Here is a 16,158-nt window from a genome sequence, read left to right as displayed (position 1 = left end):
TAAGAAGGCCTTTTTGATCACGCGATACTATTATAAAACTTCTAGTAGCTCAACGTCGAAAATTAGCGTTGAGAAAGGTGCGATTGCAGCACCAGCACCGCGCTCGCCGTATGCAAGCTCATGCGGTACGTATAGACGCCATTTCGAACCTGCAGGCATCATTTGAAGTGCTTCAGTCCAACCTTTGATCACGCCATTTACTGGGAATTCAGCTGGTTGACCACGCTCGTACGAGCTGTCAAAAGTCGTACCGTTGATTAGTGTACCGTGGTAATGAACACGTACTTTTGAATCTTCAACAGGCTTATCACCTTCGCCAGTTTCAACTACTTCATACTGAAGACCTGACTCAGTTACTGTTACTTCAGCACGTTTTGCATTTTCTTCTAGAAATGCAACACCTTCAGCTGCTAATACTTTCGCTTCTTCTTCACGACGCTGTTGGATTTCAGCATTGATCTTCTCAAATGCAGCTTGAATTTCAGGGATCTCAACGCGGAAGCTGTCACCAGCATAAGCGTCTTTCATACCTTCGAATACAGAGTTAAGGTTTAGACCTTCAAAAGGGTTTGCTTTAAGTTGCTCACCCATTTGTAAACCAATACCGTAGCTCGCTTTATCTGCGTCTGTGTTGAATTGAGACATAGTCTTTCCATATTTTTTATTAACAAGAATCTTAGATTGTATCACAGCCAAAATAGGCAAGATACCGGAGCTGCTTGATTATCAAGCAGTCGAGCTATTCGTCGGACACAAAAAAACCGCTAACTAGCGGCTTTCTCTTCGGCATATTGTTTGAGTTTTTTCATTACAAAGGTTGCAAATGGCAGCAATAATACAAGACCAATATTAAGCTCATCACTGTACTCACCCAAGCTACCAACAAAGTAGTGTCCAAATCCAACCACACCAAATAATGCAATAACCACACTGGCGATTTCTGGCCAAGATTTTTCATATTTAGTGATCAGATGACCGACAAGGCAATTGAATAAAAAAATATGCAGTAGCGTCATCGTAATATCAGGGTCTTGTTGCGAATCAATCGACAACGTAAGCGCCATGTTTAGGCCACTAAGATAAAAATAACTAAATACAATCCAAATAGAACTATGTTTTATTATTGCCATGTTACTAGCCGCAGACATACACGCCTCCAAACGAAAAAAACCGCCATTTGGAGGCGGTTTTGGGAATGAGGTGGCGGAGAGATAGGGATTTGAACCCTAGATACGCTATTAACGTATGCCGGTTTTCAAGACCGGTGCTTTCAACCACTCAGCCATCTCTCCGTTGTTGGCGCGCATTTTATGGAGTTATCCATCGGTTGTAAAGCACTATTTCGATTTTTGCATTCAAAAGCGCAAATAATAGCCGAATAATCAATAATATTGCTTTGGCCTTTTGGCAATGTAAGCAAAAATACAACTAGCGATAACCATTGCAATCACGATGATCCCTGAGTCAATCATACCAATGACCGCGTTTTTTGCAGGCAGCACTTTTTCAATGATAACCGGAATAGATGAAAACAACACAACGGTACTGAGCACTTTAAATGCTCTGGAAAAATCAAATCGCTTGGTGTAACTCATCCATGTTGTTAGTAATCCTAATACCAAAATAGGCGCTAATAGCCCCATCCATATCTCACTGGTATAACTCGATAATGCAACGGTTGCCGTGCATCCTATCAAGCTCCAAATAATCCAAGCGGTCCAATTTTCCCGTTCTTTTAAAAATAAATTACCCATGACACATCTTCTTTCAATTAGCTTGTTATTTTTATTATTGTTATAGAAAACAGGATTTACTGTCTTAGAGTAGCAAACATACTGGCTATAAAACAACCACATCGGTTGTGACAGTTTAAATAATGAAAAGTTCAACAAAAAGTATCAAAGAATGTGTTACCACAACATTAATCACTGTATAAAAAAAGCGCAGCCATTGCTGCGCTCACCCCACTTTATTTTTACCCGGGGAATTTAACTTTCAGCTTTATCAAGTTCATCCACTAATAATTTAGTTTCATCAGCCCTCGGTTTTGTAAATCTCGCTAAACCGAGATAAACGACAGGTGTGAGGTAAAGCGTAAAGAAAACCGCTAATCCTAAACCGCCAAATACGACCCAGCCAATTGCATTTCTCGACTCAGCACCTGCGCCAACCGATAAAATCAATGGTAAAGCACCAAGTAATGTGGACACCAAAGTCATCATGATAGGGCGTAAACGGATCACTGCGGCTTCTTCAACGGCTTGTCTTACTGACCGTCCTTTATCACGTAACTGATCTGCGAACTCAACTAACAAGATGGCATTTTTAGCAATTAAACCAATCAACATCACTAAACCGATTTGCGAATATATGTTAAGCGAAGTACCTGTAAGATACAGCGCCAATATGGCAGAAGTAATCCCAAACGGAACTGTGATCATTACTACAACGGCACTATTCACACTTTCAAATTGCGCAGCAAGCACGAGCAATACAATTAAGAACGCCAGCACGTAGGTAAGTAACACTTCGTTGGCCGTTTCTTCAAACGTTAAGGCTTAGATACGCTATTAACGTATGCCGGTTTTCAAGACCGGTGCTTTCAACCACTCAGCCATCTCTCCGTTGTTGGCGCGCATTTTATGGAGTTATCCATCGGTTGTAAAGCACTATTTCGATTTTTGCATTCAAAAGCGCAAATAATAGCCGAATAATCAATAATATTGCTTTGGCCTTTTGGCAATGTAAGCAAAAATACAACTAGCGATAACCATTGCAATCACGATGATCCCTGAGTCAATCATACCAATGACCGCGTTTTTTGCAGGCAGCACTTTTTCAATGATAACCGGAATAGATGAAAACAACACAACGGTACTGAGCACTTTAAATGCTCTGGAAAAATCAAATCGCTTGGTGTAACTCATCCATGTTGTTAGTAATCCTAATACCAAAATAGGCGCTAATAGCCCCATCCATATCTCACTGGTATAACTCGATAATGCAACGGTTGCCGTGCATCCTATCAAGCTCCAAATAATCCAAGCGGTCCAATTTTCCCGTTCTTTTAAAAATAAATTACCCATGACACATCTTCTTTCAATTAGCTTGTTATTTTTATTATTGTTATAGAAAACAGGATTTACTGTCTTAGAGTAGCAAACATACTGGCTATAAAACAACCACATCGGTTGTGACAGTTTAAATAATGAAAAGTTCAACAAAAAGTATCAAAGAATGTGTTACCACAACATTAATCACTGTATAAAAAAAGCGCAGCCATTGCTGCGCTCACCCCACTTTATTTTTACCCGGGGAATTTAACTTTCAGCTTTATCAAGTTCATCCACTAATAATTTAGTTTCATCAGCCCTCGGTTTTGTAAATCTCGCTAAACCGAGATAAACGACAGGTGTGAGGTAAAGCGTAAAGAAAACCGCTAATCCTAAACCGCCAAATACGACCCAGCCAATTGCATTTCTCGACTCAGCACCTGCGCCAACCGATAAAATCAATGGTAAAGCACCAAGTAATGTGGACACCAAAGTCATCATGATAGGGCGTAAACGGATCACTGCGGCTTCTTCAACGGCTTGTCTTACTGACCGTCCTTTATCACGTAACTGATCTGCGAACTCAACTAACAAGATGGCATTTTTAGCAATTAAACCAATCAACATCACTAAACCGATTTGCGAATATATGTTAAGCGAAGTACCTGTAAGATACAGCGCCAATATGGCAGAAGTAATCCCAAACGGAACTGTGATCATTACTACAACGGCACTATTCACACTTTCAAATTGCGCAGCAAGCACGAGCAATACAATTAAGAACGCCAGCACGTAGGTAAGTAACACTTCGTTGGCCGTTTCTTCAAACGTTAAGGCTTCCCCTTTAAACGCCAGCGTCACGCTGTCGGGTAAACTCTGATCTGCCAGCGTTCGTAATTTTTCGACCACTTCAGCCATAGGCATGTCTTCTGGCTGTTTCATATCCAGCTCGATACTACGACGCTGAGCGTGGCGTTCAAGCTCGGCTGCTACGCCCTCTTCCACAATAACGGCAAGGCTACTTAGCGGAACTAATGCACCAGAGCGGCTGCCAACATAAAGGTTAGCCAAATCACTTGGATCTCTGATGGTATGGTTTTGAGCCTGCAGCATAATTGGTATGGATTGGTCGCCAACATTCAAATCAGCAACATCATCGCCATTAATGGCCGCCCTAAGTGTCGTTGAGATATCACTCAAACTAACGCCAAGCTCTTCTGCTCTTCGACGGTCAATGTTTACGCGCAGCTGAGGTTGCGAAGGTTGATAAGAAATTTGCACCGGCGCCACGTCTGGCATTTCTTTTTCAACCAAAGCTGCAAATTGTTGCGCTGCTTTAAATATCTCTAAATAGTCGTTACCAAGTAGCGCAAGCTCGATACCGCCACCTTGGCCTCTTAGGTTTAAGCTGTTTGCACCAAAGGCACGAGCAGGTGCACCGGGTATGTTACCAAGCGGTCCTCTGATCTTATCGATAATTTCCTGTTGCGAGAAATGACGCTCATCCCAATGCTTTAATGGCACAGTGATAAATACAATATTTGGATCCCACTGACCAACAACCGTATAGATTGACTCTATTTCTCCGCTTTCCACAAAAGGTAATAAAATGTCTTCCATTTGTTTGGCTTGTCTATCCATAAAGTTAAGACCAACACCGTCAGGCCCTCTTGCGAAAATCCGGATCTTGCCTCTGTCTTCAGATGGCAAAAGTTCATTATCCAATTGCGAATAGAGCGCACCAGATAAGCTCGCAATAACCACAAATACACCAAAGGTTAGCCATGCATGGTCAAGCACCCAATGGATCGTACCGCGATACATTTCTGCGAGTTTCACACCAATACTCGAAAATAGATGCTTTTTGCTATCTTGCTTTACTTTTAACTTAGAGGTTAATGCTGGCACCAATGACAGTGCTACAAATGAAGAAATAATCACGGCACCAGCTAACACGCCACCAAACTCCCTGAACAGTCGGCCCGCAGTTGACGGTAAAAAGGCAATCGGTATGAATACCGCAGCAAGTACTGCGGTTGTCGCGACTACAGCAAAGAAGACTTCTCTTGTCCCAAGAACCGCCGCAGCGCGACGACCTATCCCTTCGCCACGGCGACGCTGAATATTTTCACTAACAACAATCGCATCATCGACGATAAGTCCAGTGGCCAACACCAGTGCTAGCAAGGTTAAAATATTAACAGAGAAGCCAAGCGCCCAGATCAGCGCCAAAGAACCGATAAGCGCGACCGGGATCGCAAAAGCTGGAATAAGCGTCGCACGCCACGAGCCAATAAATACCCAAAGCGTGAATACCACCAACAATATGGTTATCACTAAAGAGCTCAAGACTTCATCTACGGATGAACGAATAAACTGTGCATCATCGGAGGTGACGAATAGCTCCAGATCTGGAAAGCGTACTTTTATCTTATCAACGAGCTGCAATACTTCATCTGAGATTTCAATGGTATTGGACTGTGCTTGGCGAATGATCTCAAGGCCTATTACAGGCTCTCCATCAAGCCTCACCATAGAGCGAGGATCAGCCGGTCCAAAATACACAGAGGCAATATCCCCCACCCGAGTCTCACCACGAATGATGATATCACTCACCTGCTCAGCGGTTACAGAAGTGGCATCGGCACGGACAATCAGCTGTTGATCGTTCGACTTTAAACTGCCGGCGGGCACATCAAACGGGGCTTGTCTAAGCGCCGCAGCTACATCTGGAACGGTTAGATTAAAGCTTGTCAGTTTTAAGGGATCAAGCCTTACGCGCAGCACCCGCTCTCTATCGCCGTTCAGGCGCACATCAGCTACACCAGGAATAGTTAAAAACTGCGGCGCTAAGTCTTTTTCTACTCGCTCGGTCAATCCTTCAAGTGTTAAAGAGGCACTACTTACAGTTAAAGACACCACCGCTTCTGCATCATTATCCGCTTTAATAATGGACACCCGTTCAACTTCTTCAGGTAGCTCTCTTTGTACTCGAGATACAGATTCGCGTGTTTCGTTGGCTGCATCATCTAGATTAATACCCGGACGAAATTCAACAACAATCCGCGCATTATTCTCTTCACTTTGTGCACGAATGCTTTTTACACCGCTGACACGCGCGACAGCGCCTTCTAACTTACTCGTGACTTCGGTGTCGACGGTCTCAGGCGAGCCGCCAGGAAACGATGCGGACACCGTTAAACGCGGCCTATCTACATCGGGCAGTTCACGAACTTCAACGCCGGCAAGAGCTGCAATACCTGCAATAATAATCAATAAATTTAATACAACGATTAATACCGGACGGCGAATGGCCATCGACGGTAAATCTTGTAACTGTGGTAACTCCGGTTTAGTCACGATTTATTCCTTCGCCAGTGCATTCGTCACCGCAATTTCTTGCCCAGGACGAAGACGTTGCACCCCTTCTACAACTAATAACTCTCTTGCAGCCAAATCACCTGATACCAGCAATTTACCCGGCAAACGCTGTTGGATTTTCACATCAATACGCTTAGCTTTGCCATCTACTTCTTTCCACACATAAGGACCTGTTGCACCCCAAAGCAGTGCAGCTTCAGGAATAACGGCAAACTCTTCACCTAATACCGTTAGCGATACTCTAAAGCTCATTCCAGGCAAAAAACGGTCATTGCGGTTTTCAAAGATGGCTTTGATTTTTAGTGTGCGGGCTGTTGGGTCTATCCTAGAGTCCATTTGTGCTATCTTTGCGTCGATCCGTGTTGAATTATCATTCCAAGGTGTCAGCAGCACGCTATCGGTCGATTTAAGCATGCCATACGCCGATTCCGGTGCCGCAAATTGAACATACAACTTGTCAAAGTTATCGATACTCGCAATCGCGGTTTGGGTGGTAATGCGATCTCCAACCTCAACGTCGGTGAGTCCCATTACGCCAGAAAAAGGGGCGATCACTTGGCGGTCTTCTAATTCATTCTTAGCTTGGATCAAGGCGACCTTTGCTAAATCTCTGTCCGTTACCGCTTTATCTAATTCATTAATTGGGACGGCGCCGCGCTTTTGGCTATCGGTTAAACGGTCAACGGTACGCTGCGCATCTGCAAGACGAATTTTAGCTTCTTCAAGCGCCGCTTTTTGGCGGCGTGAGTCTAGCTCCAATAGCAAAGTACCCGCTTTAACCTGATCGCCCGGTTTAAAATGTACCGCAGTCACCCTATCACCAATTGCGGGATACAAAATAACTGATTGAATAGCTTCAGCATTACCTACAGCCTGAATTTGCTGGCTACTGCTTTCAAATTGAATAGGCTCTGCAATCACTTGCGAAGGTTTGGCCAAAGCGATATTGGTTATTAGCATAGTGGCCGTAAAAACCACCAAGCGCGTTACTTTACACATATTAACCTTAATAATTTCCATTGTTCTTAGCTATATTTGAGTGTAACAGTTAATCACTCACATCAAGATAAACTATTCGATAACACACAGTATAAGTGCGATAAGATGCAGTATGCCTTGCAGCGTTTTAAAGGCAAGATAAGCCCATGTAAAGTAAGGTAAAGTTATGTAAAGATTGAGGCAGAGTGAGGCGCGATAGACTACCGCGCCAAATCATGACTATTGTGCGGCCGCGCGCATCAGTCTGTCGTTAACATCGCGCCACTCGGGGGCAGTTGGTGGTGCTTCTAACAAAATCTCGGTTGCACTTGATTGATCCAATTGATGTAACCCGTGATAAAGGCCCTGCGCATACTTGGCTTTGTCAGCACCGAGTTTGAGATCCACCAGCTCGTTGTTTGCTGAATTCTCAGAGATCATTTGCTCTATTTGCGATGAGTAATACAACACGCCGGTATTCGCTTCGCACTGGCCGCTTAGGCGAGCAACTAATTCTTCCGTCGACAACAGGGTAAGCGGTTTGCTTGGTTGGTAATGGGCTTTTACGTTACCTGGGACGGCTACAGTGTGTACATCAGGCTCATCTACTTCAATATTGAGCACCGCTTCAAGTGCAGCTTTGGTAATAGGGCCCGCTCGCAATATCCTCGGTGTGGCTGAAGATATATCGACAATCGTCGACTCAAGTCCTACTTCACACGGACCACCGTCTAACACAGCTGCTATTTTGCCAGACAATCCAAACAACACTTGCTCGGCGGTGGTTGGACTAATTTTTTTGTAAGGATTGGCAGAAGGCGCAGCAAGTCCGGAGTTAATGCGCTGCAATAAAGCTAGCATTGCAGGATGATTTGGCACACGAATACCCACGGTTGGGTGGCCGCCTGTCACTATATCGCTCACATGTGCTTGCTTTTTGGCAACGATCGTCAGTGGTCCCGGCCAAAACGCATCAGCTAAAGCATCAAAATAGTCTGGCAAAGTTTCCACCCACTCAGTGACCAAAGACTTGTCAGCGAGATGTACGATTAACGGGTGATCTGCTGGGCGTCCTTTTGCTGCAAAGATTTTTTTTACCGCATCGGGTTGCCTTGCATCTGCTGCTAATCCGTAAACGGTTTCTGTTGGAACCGCAACAAGTTGACCATCACGTGCAAGTTCAGCCGCTTGCGCCACTGCGCTTGGATCGGTTGCCAGTAAATGTAAGGTAGTTAAGCTTGCTTCGCCCACGTGTCTTTCTCGCTGTAAAAAATGGACGCGAATTATAACCAATTTAAAATGCAAAGAGCCAGTATTACTGGCTCCAGCGTAAAAGCTAACATCAGGAGCGGTTAGCGTTATTCAGCGCTTGCGACCATCACGGTTTTCACGTTAACAAACTCTTTGATCCCAAAGCCACCATGCTCTCTACCATAGCCACTGTCTTTAACACCACCAAACGGCAAGTTTGGTTGTGCCAACGAATAGCCATTGATATTCACCATGCCAGTATCAAACTCCTTAATAGCAAGCTCTGTTGCACGTTGTGTGTCTTCAGAAAAAATCCCGCCACCTAAACCATAGCGTGAATCATTGGCTACCATCATCGCCTCAGCCTCATCATGCACACGGATCAGCGACGCCACAGGGCCAAAGAGTTCATCATCATAAGCCGGCATACCGGGTTTAACGTCTTCCAAAATGGTGACTGGATAATAAAAGCCTTGTTGCTTTGGAATTTCTCCACCAAGTGTACAGTTTGCACCCGCATTAACCGATTCTTCGACTTGTTGGTGTAATTCATCACGTAGATCTTTACGCGCCATTGGACCTAAGTCGGTGTCTGCTGCGCTTGGATCTCCCACCTTAAGCTGCTTAAAGCCAGCCACAAAAGCCTCTCTAAATTGATCATAAATCTCATCAACGATAATAAAGCGCTTTGCTGCAACGCAGGTTTCACCGTTGTTGACAATACGACCTTGAATACACGCGGACACCGCTTTATTAATATCAGCATCTGCCAGCACCACAAAGGCATCGTTACTGCCAAGTTCTAGGACGGTTTTCTTAGAGAGCTCAGCAGCTTGTTTTGCAACTTGTTTACCTACTTTATCGCTTCCGGTAAACGTAACCCCGCGAATATATGGATTCTTTATCAATTCGCTTGCTGTCTCACCATCAATTAACAGTGATTGATAGCAACCTTTTGGAAAACCGGCCTCTAAATACAACTCTTCAATTAATTTAGCCATTCCAAATACATTTGAGGCATGTTTCATTACCGTGGTATTACCCGCCATCACGTTCGAAACACTGTATCTGATAACCTGATAAAGCGGAAAGTTCCAAGGTTGTATTCCTAAGATCACGCCTATTGGTTGATAAGTGATAATGGCGTGTCCCTGCTCAAATACCCGATGCTCATCCTGTAATTCTTTTTCGCCATGTTCAGCGGTATATCGGCAAATTTCAGCACACAAAGAAACTTCCTGTTCACCCTGCTCCGTCACCTTGCCCATTTCCTCGGTCATCAGTGAGACTAACTTGGATTTATTTTCCTCGATTAAGTCAGCAAGCCTGTTTAGCTTTTGTGCTCTTTGCGTAAATGTGGTTTTCTTCCAAAATGAATAACAATCATTGGCTAAGTCCACCGACTTTTGCGCCTCGTCCAAGCTCATTAACGTATATTCATTAACGGGTTGCTCTGTCGCAGGATTAATTGTGGTTACCGTATTTGACATCATAAAGCTCCTTCAAAAATTTAACGGCGTAAATCAATTTTTAGATTTACAGCGATAGCCTTTAAATAAGCAAGGAAGACACCAATCTGAGAATAATGAATATCCCATTGATTATTATGAATTAATTTAATTTCAGAATTAGATTTAAAAGAATTTGAATACGTGAATTAGAAAAGGCTACACACCTAATATGAAAAGTTTGCAGAGCGAATGGCGCCTGCGCAAATAGCTTGCAATGAAAGTTTAGCAGAGAAAAGGGACCATCTGGTCCCCTTGTTATGTATTCTTAGTACAATGCACCTTTAGCGCTTTTGACGTTGCGCTTCTTTTTGCGCTAGCTTTTCTTCTTTACGCTTACGAATAGCATCCTGTGCTTCATGACCGATATGACCTTCGCCGCGTAGCTTCGCCAGTTCAATTTGCTTTTGGCGCTCAGCAAATCGTGCAACTTGCTCTTCTGTTAAGTCTTTGTGGCAGTGGTGACAAGACACCCCTTCCATATATTCTTCGAGTTGTTTCTCTGCTTCCGTGATTGGCATACGACAAGCATGGCATTGATCATAAGACCCTTTGTTTAAATCATGATCGACAGCAACACGGTTATCAAACACAAAACACTCGCCTTCCCACATGGTTTCTTCTTTTGGCACGTCTTCTAAGTATTTTAGAATGCCGCCTTCCAAGTGATAAACCTCTTCGAAGCCTTGCTCTTTCATATACGCTGTCGATTTTTCACAGCGGATCCCGCCAGTACAGAACATCGCCACTTTTTTGTGTTTTTCTGGGTTTAAGTTATTTTGCGCCCACTCAGGGAACTCACGGAAAGTCTTGGTTTTAGGATCGATGGCATTTTTAAACGTACCGATCTCGATTTCATAGTCGTTACGCGTATCAACTAGCACAACGTCAGGATCTGAAATCAATGCGTTCCAATCTTGTGGTTTTACGTACGTACCAACCACTTCTTTAGGGTTTATACCTTGCACACCCATGGTCACGATTTCTTTCTTAAGCTTTACTTTAGTGCGGTAGAAAGGGCAAGTTTCATCGAACGACTCTTTATAAACGATGTTATCAAGGCCCGGTTGTTTGTCTAACCATGTAAGTAGCGCATCAATGCCTTCACGTTTACCGGCAACGGTACCGTTAATGCCTTCTTCGGCAAGTAGTAACGTACCGCGAACTTCATTCGCTTCCATCACATCGTGAAGTGGCTGTCTTATCTCTTGATAGTTAGGTAAAGAGACAAACTTGTACATAGCACAAACAACGTATTGTTCTGACATTGTATTTTCCTAGATTTAAGCTTTGATTAGCTTACACATTAAGCATGACGATGTGTAAAGCACGAAAACCGAGTCGCAAACCCGGCGCTGAGGCGCGTATTTTACGGATTTTTGATTAAAATGCAAAAAACACAAATTCTATATCCGATAGCGTCTATGCTTTGGTATAATCTCGTGTTTTTAAAATTCAAGACTTGGAGAAATTGACTTGAGATTCACTGAACTTGGGATAGATACGCGCCTAGAACAACAACTGGCTCACCAAGGGATCACGGAACCGACCGAGATCCAAGCGCATGCCATCCCAACGGCTCTAGCTGGCCACGATGTTTTTGCGCAGTCTAAAACAGGCTCTGGCAAAACCCTAGCCTTCTTGCTGCCTGCCGTACAGCGTGTAATGAAACAAAAAGCGCTGAGTAAACGCGATCCTCGCGTTGTTATCGTAGCTCCAACTCGTGAACTCGCGACTCAAGTATTCTCTGAGTGTCGTGCACTGTGTGCTGGCACTAATATTCAAGTCTGTAAGATTTTGGGTGGTGAAAACTACAATGATCAGGTAAAAGCGCTACGCCGCGACCCGCATTTTGTGGTGGGTACTCCTGGTCGTATTGCCGATCACGTTGAAAATCGTTCATTATTTTTAGGCGGTCTTGAACTGCTTATTTTTGATGAAGCAGATCGTATGTTTGACCTTGGCTTTGAAAAACAGTTGGACGTCATTAATGATTCTGCGGATCACCGCCAAAGACAAACGCTGCTATTTTCAGCCACGCTAGACCATACCCAAGTTGAAGCATCGTCACGTCAATTACTTAAATCGCCAAAGCGCATTATGTTAAGCAATGCCCACCAGCAGCATGAAGACATTAAGCAAGCACTCTACTTTGCCGATCATTTAGATCATAAAGAAGCGCTGCTTAAGCACTTCATCACACAAGATGACGTAGGACAGTGCATTATCTTTACCGCAACTCGTGGCGACACAGACCGATTAAGCAAACTGTTAAATGAGATGTCGATTAAAGCGGTATCGTTGTCGGGCGATATGCCGCAAAATAAGCGGTTAGACATTATGGAAAGCTTCAGCCGTGGTATCTATAAAGTACTTGTTACCACAGACGTTGCTTCTCGTGGTCTCGATTTGCTCTCTGTTACCCATGTTATGAATTTTGACTTGCCTAAGCAGGCAGAAGAATATGTCCACCGTATCGGTCGTACAGGACGTGCCGGGTTTAAAGGCACTGCGATTTCATTTGTTGGTCCTAAAGATTGGGATAGCTATGTGGCAATCAAAAACTATCTTGATGAGCCACTACGTTTTGAAGAAGTCCCCGGTCTTGTTGGTAAATTCAAAGGACTTAAGCAAAAACCGCAGCAGAGTAAAAATCGCCCTGCAGAGTCTGCGCCAAAGCAAACAAGTAAACCTAAGAAAAAGCCGGTGAAAAAGTCAAAACCGAGAAAAGTGGTCCCGCCACCGATTGATATTGACGGTACTATGCCGATGCGTCGCAAACCAAAACCACAAACTGACGAGGAATAATCATGTTAGGTCAAATCAAAATGTTAACCATTGAAGAGCTTACCGCTGAAGGGGCTTATTTAAACGGTGGTGAGCTTGGTGACGTATTTCTTCCTCGAGCAGAGGTGCCAAAGCACACCGAAGAAGGTGACTCTGTTGAAGTATTTATCTATTTAGATAACTTGGGACACGCAACGGCAACAACCAAAAAGCCACTTGCACAAGTCGGTGAGTTTGCCCTGCTTCGCGTAAAAGAGATCAATAAGGTTGGTGCTTTTATGGATTTGGGTATTGAAAAAGACGTGTTAGCGCCTTTCAATGAACAAAAACCGAAAATGCGCGACGGCTATAGCTATTTGGTTAGGCTTTACCTAGACAACGCCAGTAAGCGTATTTGTGCGTCTAGTGCGTTGGGTAAATTTTTGAGTAAATCAAAAGCCGAGTACGAAAAATTCGAAGAAGTAGACCTAATCGTCGCGGCAAAAACCGATCTTGGCTATAAAGTGATAGTCAATGAAAAACACTTTGGATTGGTCTTTTTCAATGATGTATTTAAGCGGATGTATATTGGTCAGCGCATGAAGGGCTTTGTAAAAGCAGTTCATGACGAAGATAAGATTGATATCGTGTTAGAAAAGCCGGGTATTGGTAAGGTTAAAGACCTTGCGGAAATCATTTATAGCAAGCTCGAAGAAAGTGGGGGCTATTTACCGCTAGGCGATAAGTCAGATCCTGACGCAATCAAGCGTACTTTCTCTACCTCTAAAGCTAACTTTAAAAAAGCCATCGGTGGTTTGTTTAAAGACGGCCGAATTGATATTGAAGCGACTTCTATTTCAATTCGCAAGTCTTAAACGCACATAATACTTAACCTGAGGTTTGGATAAGGAATGTTCCAACTCATTGTTGCTAAAGAACAACTTAGTTTTTTCCTTGTCTAGCCAGAGAGTTTTAGGGAAAACAAGGCGAATTTACGCACCAATAGCTGGCTATTGGAAGTGAATTCAACGCAGTTAGCGCTAAAACTGGCTGCTAGAAAGGCATTAATTATCCGCAGCTCAGGTTACTTAGCAAGTCTCAACCTGAGACTTGCTTGTCACATTACACTTACTTCAAGCATATCTCGCCATTTATCTACCGCTTTTAATCCAAGTTCAAATCCCAATTTATAATCTGACTTTAAGGTCTCTGGGCTTGAGCCTAAAATCATAGATTCCAGTGGTCTATTGGGCGCTATTTGAATGACGTTAACATCTTCTGGTGGTGAATTCATAAAGTTAACCGCATCGGCATAACGACTTTGATAGTGATGATACATTTCAAACATTCGAGGAGATTGATTAACGCGTCGCATGATTGGCTTTAAGCGCTCAAGCACTGGCATTTTGCCATCGTCATGTGCCTCAATGGTTCTGATCACCCAAATCGTCTTTGCCCCTTGACTGTGTGCCCAGCGTACGGGTAAAGGATCGGCTACACCACCATCCATCATGCCGTGACCCGCAACTTTAACGCCTGGACGATATAAAAAAGGGATTGCACTAGAAGCCTTTAAATGGGTAAACATGTTATCGTGCCAGGTATGCAAATAATGTGGCTCAAGCGAGTCTAAGTGACTTGCAACCGCATAAAAGTTACTTTCCGGCGTGAGGTGATTAGGCTCAGTTGGAAACCGTACTTTGCCGCTGTGCTCTACTTGTTGAAAATACCAATCCAAGTCAATGACGTTACCACCAGTAAAAAATCGCGCGGGACGGAAAAACTGCTGCTCCGTTGTAAGTGATTCGATAGCGGTTTGCGCATATTGACTGGCGCGAGCGCAATAAGCTGCGAGGTTTTGTGCGCCCGCTGAGACACCCACTTTTAAATCAAAAGGCGTAAATTTTTTCTCAAGAAAAGCATCAAGCACGCCCGCTGTAAAAATGCCTTTTTGACCTCCGCCCTCAGCGATAATTGCAGAGCGTATGTTATTTGTCATGTTGTGCTCTTTTTATTATATAAACCTGTACGCATCTTATTTTACTGAGGGCAAAACCTAGAAATTCAAGCTTCCATACAACTTAGCAATAAAAAATGCCCTGCTGAACAGAAACGTTCAAGCACAACGCAGTTAGCGCTAAAACTGGCTGCTAGAAAGGCATTAATTATCCGCAGCTCAGGTTACTTAGCAAGTCTCAACCTGAGACTTGCTTGTCACATTACACTTACTTCAAGCATATCTCGCCATTTATCTACCGCTTTTAATCCAAGTTCAAATCCCAATTTATAATCTGACTTTAAGGTCTCTGGGCTTGAGCCTAAAATCATAGATTCCAGTGGTCTATTGGGCGCTATTTGAATGACGTTAACATCTTCTGGTGGTGAATTCATAAAGTTAACCGCATCGGCATAACGACTTTGATAGTGATGATACATTTCAAACATTCGAGGAGATTGATTAACGCGTCGCATGATTGGCTTTAAGCGCTCAAGCACTGGCATTTTGCCATCGTCATGTGCCTCAATGGTTCTGATCACCCAAATCGTCTTTGCCCCTTGACTGTGTGCCCAGCGTACGGGTAAAGGATCGGCTACACCACCATCCATCATGCCGTGACCCGCAACTTTAACGCCTGGACGATATAAAAAAGGGATTGCACTAGAAGCCTTTAAATGGGTAAACATGTTATCGTGCCAGGTATGCAAATAATGTGGCTCAAGCGAGTCTAAGTGACTTGCAACCGCATAAAAGTTACTTTCCGGCGTGAGGTGATTAGGCTCAGTTGGAAACCGTACTTTGCCGCTGTGCTCTACTTGTTGAAAATACCAATCCAAGTCAATGACGTTACCACCAGTAAAAAATCGCGCGGGACGGAAAAACTGCTGCTCCGTTGTAAGTGATTCGATAGCGGTTTGCGCATATTGACTGGCGCGAGCGCAATAAGCTGCGAGGTTTTGTGCGCCCGCTGAGACACCCACTTTTAAATCAAAAGGCGTAAATTTTTTCTCAAGAAAAGCATCAAGCACGCCCGCTGTAAAAATGCCTTTTTGACCTCCGCCCTCAGCGATAATTGCAGAGCGTATGTTATTTGTCATGTTGTGCTCTTTTTATTATATAAACCTGTACGCATCTTATTTTACTGAGGGCAAAACCTAGAAATTCAAGCTTCCATACAACTTAGCAATAAAAAATGCCCTGCTGAACAGAAACGTTCAAGCAA

General features: G+C 43.7%; 13 protein-coding genes, 1 tRNA gene and 1 pseudogene. 2 read left to right on the top strand and 13 right to left on the bottom strand.

Annotated features, from left to right (window positions below; all coding sequences use genetic code 11):
• Positions 1-30 precede the first annotated feature (30 nt).
• The 11 genes and pseudogenes from PPIS_RS05250 to trhO all read right to left on the bottom strand — a co-directional run bounded on the left by PPIS_RS05250 (position 31) and on the right by trhO (position 11,439).
• Entirely contained in the window at positions 31-645 is a 615-nt protein-coding gene (locus PPIS_RS05250; protein ID WP_010379072.1) for a BamJ family beta-barrel-assembly machinery protein, read from the bottom strand.
• Between the two features lie 119 nt (positions 646-764).
• Positions 765-1,148: a hypothetical protein gene (locus tag PPIS_RS05245; protein WP_010379075.1), complete on the bottom strand. Its 384-nt coding sequence runs from the start codon at positions 1,146-1,148 to the stop codon at positions 765-767.
• Positions 1,149-1,201: 53 nt separating this feature from the next.
• Positions 1,202-1,292 (bottom strand) — tRNA-Ser (locus tag PPIS_RS05240).
• 90 nt (positions 1,293-1,382) lie between these two features.
• Positions 1,383-1,754 carry a hypothetical protein gene (locus tag PPIS_RS05235; protein WP_010379077.1) on the bottom strand — a complete coding sequence of 124 codons (372 nt, stop codon included), beginning with the start codon at positions 1,752-1,754 and terminating at the stop codon, positions 1,383-1,385.
• 234 nt (positions 1,755-1,988) lie between these two features.
• A pseudogene (locus PPIS_RS05230) lies at positions 1,989-2,558 on the bottom strand (efflux RND transporter permease subunit); the annotation flags it as partial.
• Between the two features lie 156 nt (positions 2,559-2,714).
• Entirely contained in the window at positions 2,715-3,086 is a 372-nt protein-coding gene (locus tag PPIS_RS05225) for a hypothetical protein (protein WP_010379077.1), read from the bottom strand.
• Positions 3,087-3,320: 234 nt separating this feature from the next.
• Positions 3,321-6,371 carry an efflux RND transporter permease subunit gene (locus tag PPIS_RS05220; protein WP_211219535.1) on the bottom strand — a complete coding sequence of 1,017 codons (3,051 nt, stop codon included), beginning with the start codon at positions 6,369-6,371 and terminating at the stop codon, positions 3,321-3,323.
• A gap of 45 nt (positions 6,372-6,416) precedes the next feature.
• Positions 6,417-7,454, bottom strand: a complete 1,038-nt coding sequence (locus tag PPIS_RS05215) for an efflux RND transporter periplasmic adaptor subunit (protein WP_010379082.1) — start codon at positions 7,452-7,454, stop codon at positions 6,417-6,419.
• A 198-nt stretch (positions 7,455-7,652) separates the two neighbouring features.
• Complete coding sequence (locus tag PPIS_RS05210; RefSeq protein ID WP_010379084.1) at positions 7,653-8,663, bottom strand: L-threonylcarbamoyladenylate synthase; 1,011 nt, start codon at positions 8,661-8,663, stop codon at positions 7,653-7,655.
• 107 nt (positions 8,664-8,770) lie between these two features.
• A complete protein-coding gene (locus PPIS_RS05205) occupies positions 8,771-10,153 on the bottom strand; it encodes an NAD-dependent succinate-semialdehyde dehydrogenase (RefSeq protein ID WP_010379086.1) in 1,383 nt (460 codons plus the stop codon).
• Positions 10,154-10,455: 302 nt separating this feature from the next.
• Entirely contained in the window at positions 10,456-11,439 is a 984-nt protein-coding gene (trhO, locus tag PPIS_RS05200) for an oxygen-dependent tRNA uridine(34) hydroxylase TrhO (RefSeq protein ID WP_010379088.1), read from the bottom strand.
• A gap of 208 nt (positions 11,440-11,647) precedes the next feature.
• Here trhO and PPIS_RS05195 point away from each other — a divergent pair, with 208 nt between their 5' ends.
• Together PPIS_RS05195 and PPIS_RS05190 are read left to right on the top strand one after the other, a co-directional pair.
• Positions 11,648-12,979 (top strand): DEAD/DEAH box helicase, encoded by a 1,332-nt coding sequence (locus PPIS_RS05195; RefSeq protein ID WP_010379090.1) that lies wholly within the window; start codon positions 11,648-11,650, stop codon positions 12,977-12,979.
• Between the two features lie 2 nt (positions 12,980-12,981).
• On the top strand, positions 12,982-13,812 hold the full coding sequence (locus tag PPIS_RS05190) for a CvfB family protein (RefSeq protein ID WP_010379092.1): 831 nt from the start codon (positions 12,982-12,984) through the stop codon (positions 13,810-13,812).
• Between the two features lie 242 nt (positions 13,813-14,054).
• On the opposite strand, the gene PPIS_RS05180 is transcribed toward PPIS_RS05190, so the two are convergent.
• The gene (locus tag PPIS_RS05180) at positions 14,055-14,936 is read right to left on the bottom strand and encodes a patatin-like phospholipase family protein (RefSeq protein ID WP_010379094.1); all 882 of its coding nucleotides are present in this window, start codon (positions 14,934-14,936) and stop codon (positions 14,055-14,057) included.
• 215 nt (positions 14,937-15,151) lie between these two features.
• Entirely contained in the window at positions 15,152-16,033 is an 882-nt protein-coding gene (locus PPIS_RS05175; protein ID WP_010379094.1) for a patatin-like phospholipase family protein, read from the bottom strand.
• Positions 16,034-16,158: the final 125 nt, after the last annotated feature.

It is taken from the genome of Pseudoalteromonas piscicida (assembly GCF_000238315.3).
Lineage (GTDB): Bacteria > Pseudomonadota > Gammaproteobacteria > Enterobacterales > Alteromonadaceae > Pseudoalteromonas > Pseudoalteromonas piscicida.
Note: the sequence above shows the minus strand (reverse complement) of the source record. Positions and strands in the feature narration are given on the sequence as shown.

Excerpts from the sequence above, each read along its gene's own strand:
- PPIS_RS05250 (WP_010379072.1), bottom strand. The coding sequence starts at position 645 with ATGTCTCAATTCAACACAGACGCAGATAAAGCGAGCTACGGTATTGGT.
- PPIS_RS05245 (WP_010379075.1), bottom strand. The coding sequence starts at position 1,148 with ATGTCTGCGGCTAGTAACATGGCAATAATAAAACATAGTTCTATTTGG.
- PPIS_RS05235 (WP_010379077.1), bottom strand. The coding sequence starts at position 1,754 with ATGGGTAATTTATTTTTAAAAGAACGGGAAAATTGGACCGCTTGGATT.
- PPIS_RS05225 (WP_010379077.1), bottom strand. The coding sequence starts at position 3,086 with ATGGGTAATTTATTTTTAAAAGAACGGGAAAATTGGACCGCTTGGATT.
- PPIS_RS05220 (WP_211219535.1), bottom strand. The coding sequence starts at position 6,371 with ATGGCCATTCGCCGTCCGGTATTAATCGTTGTATTAAATTTATTGATT.
- PPIS_RS05215 (WP_010379082.1), bottom strand. The coding sequence starts at position 7,454 with ATGGAAATTATTAAGGTTAATATGTGTAAAGTAACGCGCTTGGTGGTT.
- PPIS_RS05205 (WP_010379086.1), bottom strand. The coding sequence starts at position 10,153 with ATGTCAAATACGGTAACCACAATTAATCCTGCGACAGAGCAACCCGTT.
- trhO (WP_010379088.1), bottom strand. The coding sequence starts at position 11,439 with ATGTCAGAACAATACGTTGTTTGTGCTATGTACAAGTTTGTCTCTTTA.
- PPIS_RS05190 (WP_010379092.1), top strand. The coding sequence starts at position 12,982 with ATGTTAGGTCAAATCAAAATGTTAACCATTGAAGAGCTTACCGCTGAA.
- PPIS_RS05180 (WP_010379094.1), bottom strand. The coding sequence starts at position 14,936 with ATGACAAATAACATACGCTCTGCAATTATCGCTGAGGGCGGAGGTCAA.
- PPIS_RS05175 (WP_010379094.1), bottom strand. The coding sequence starts at position 16,033 with ATGACAAATAACATACGCTCTGCAATTATCGCTGAGGGCGGAGGTCAA.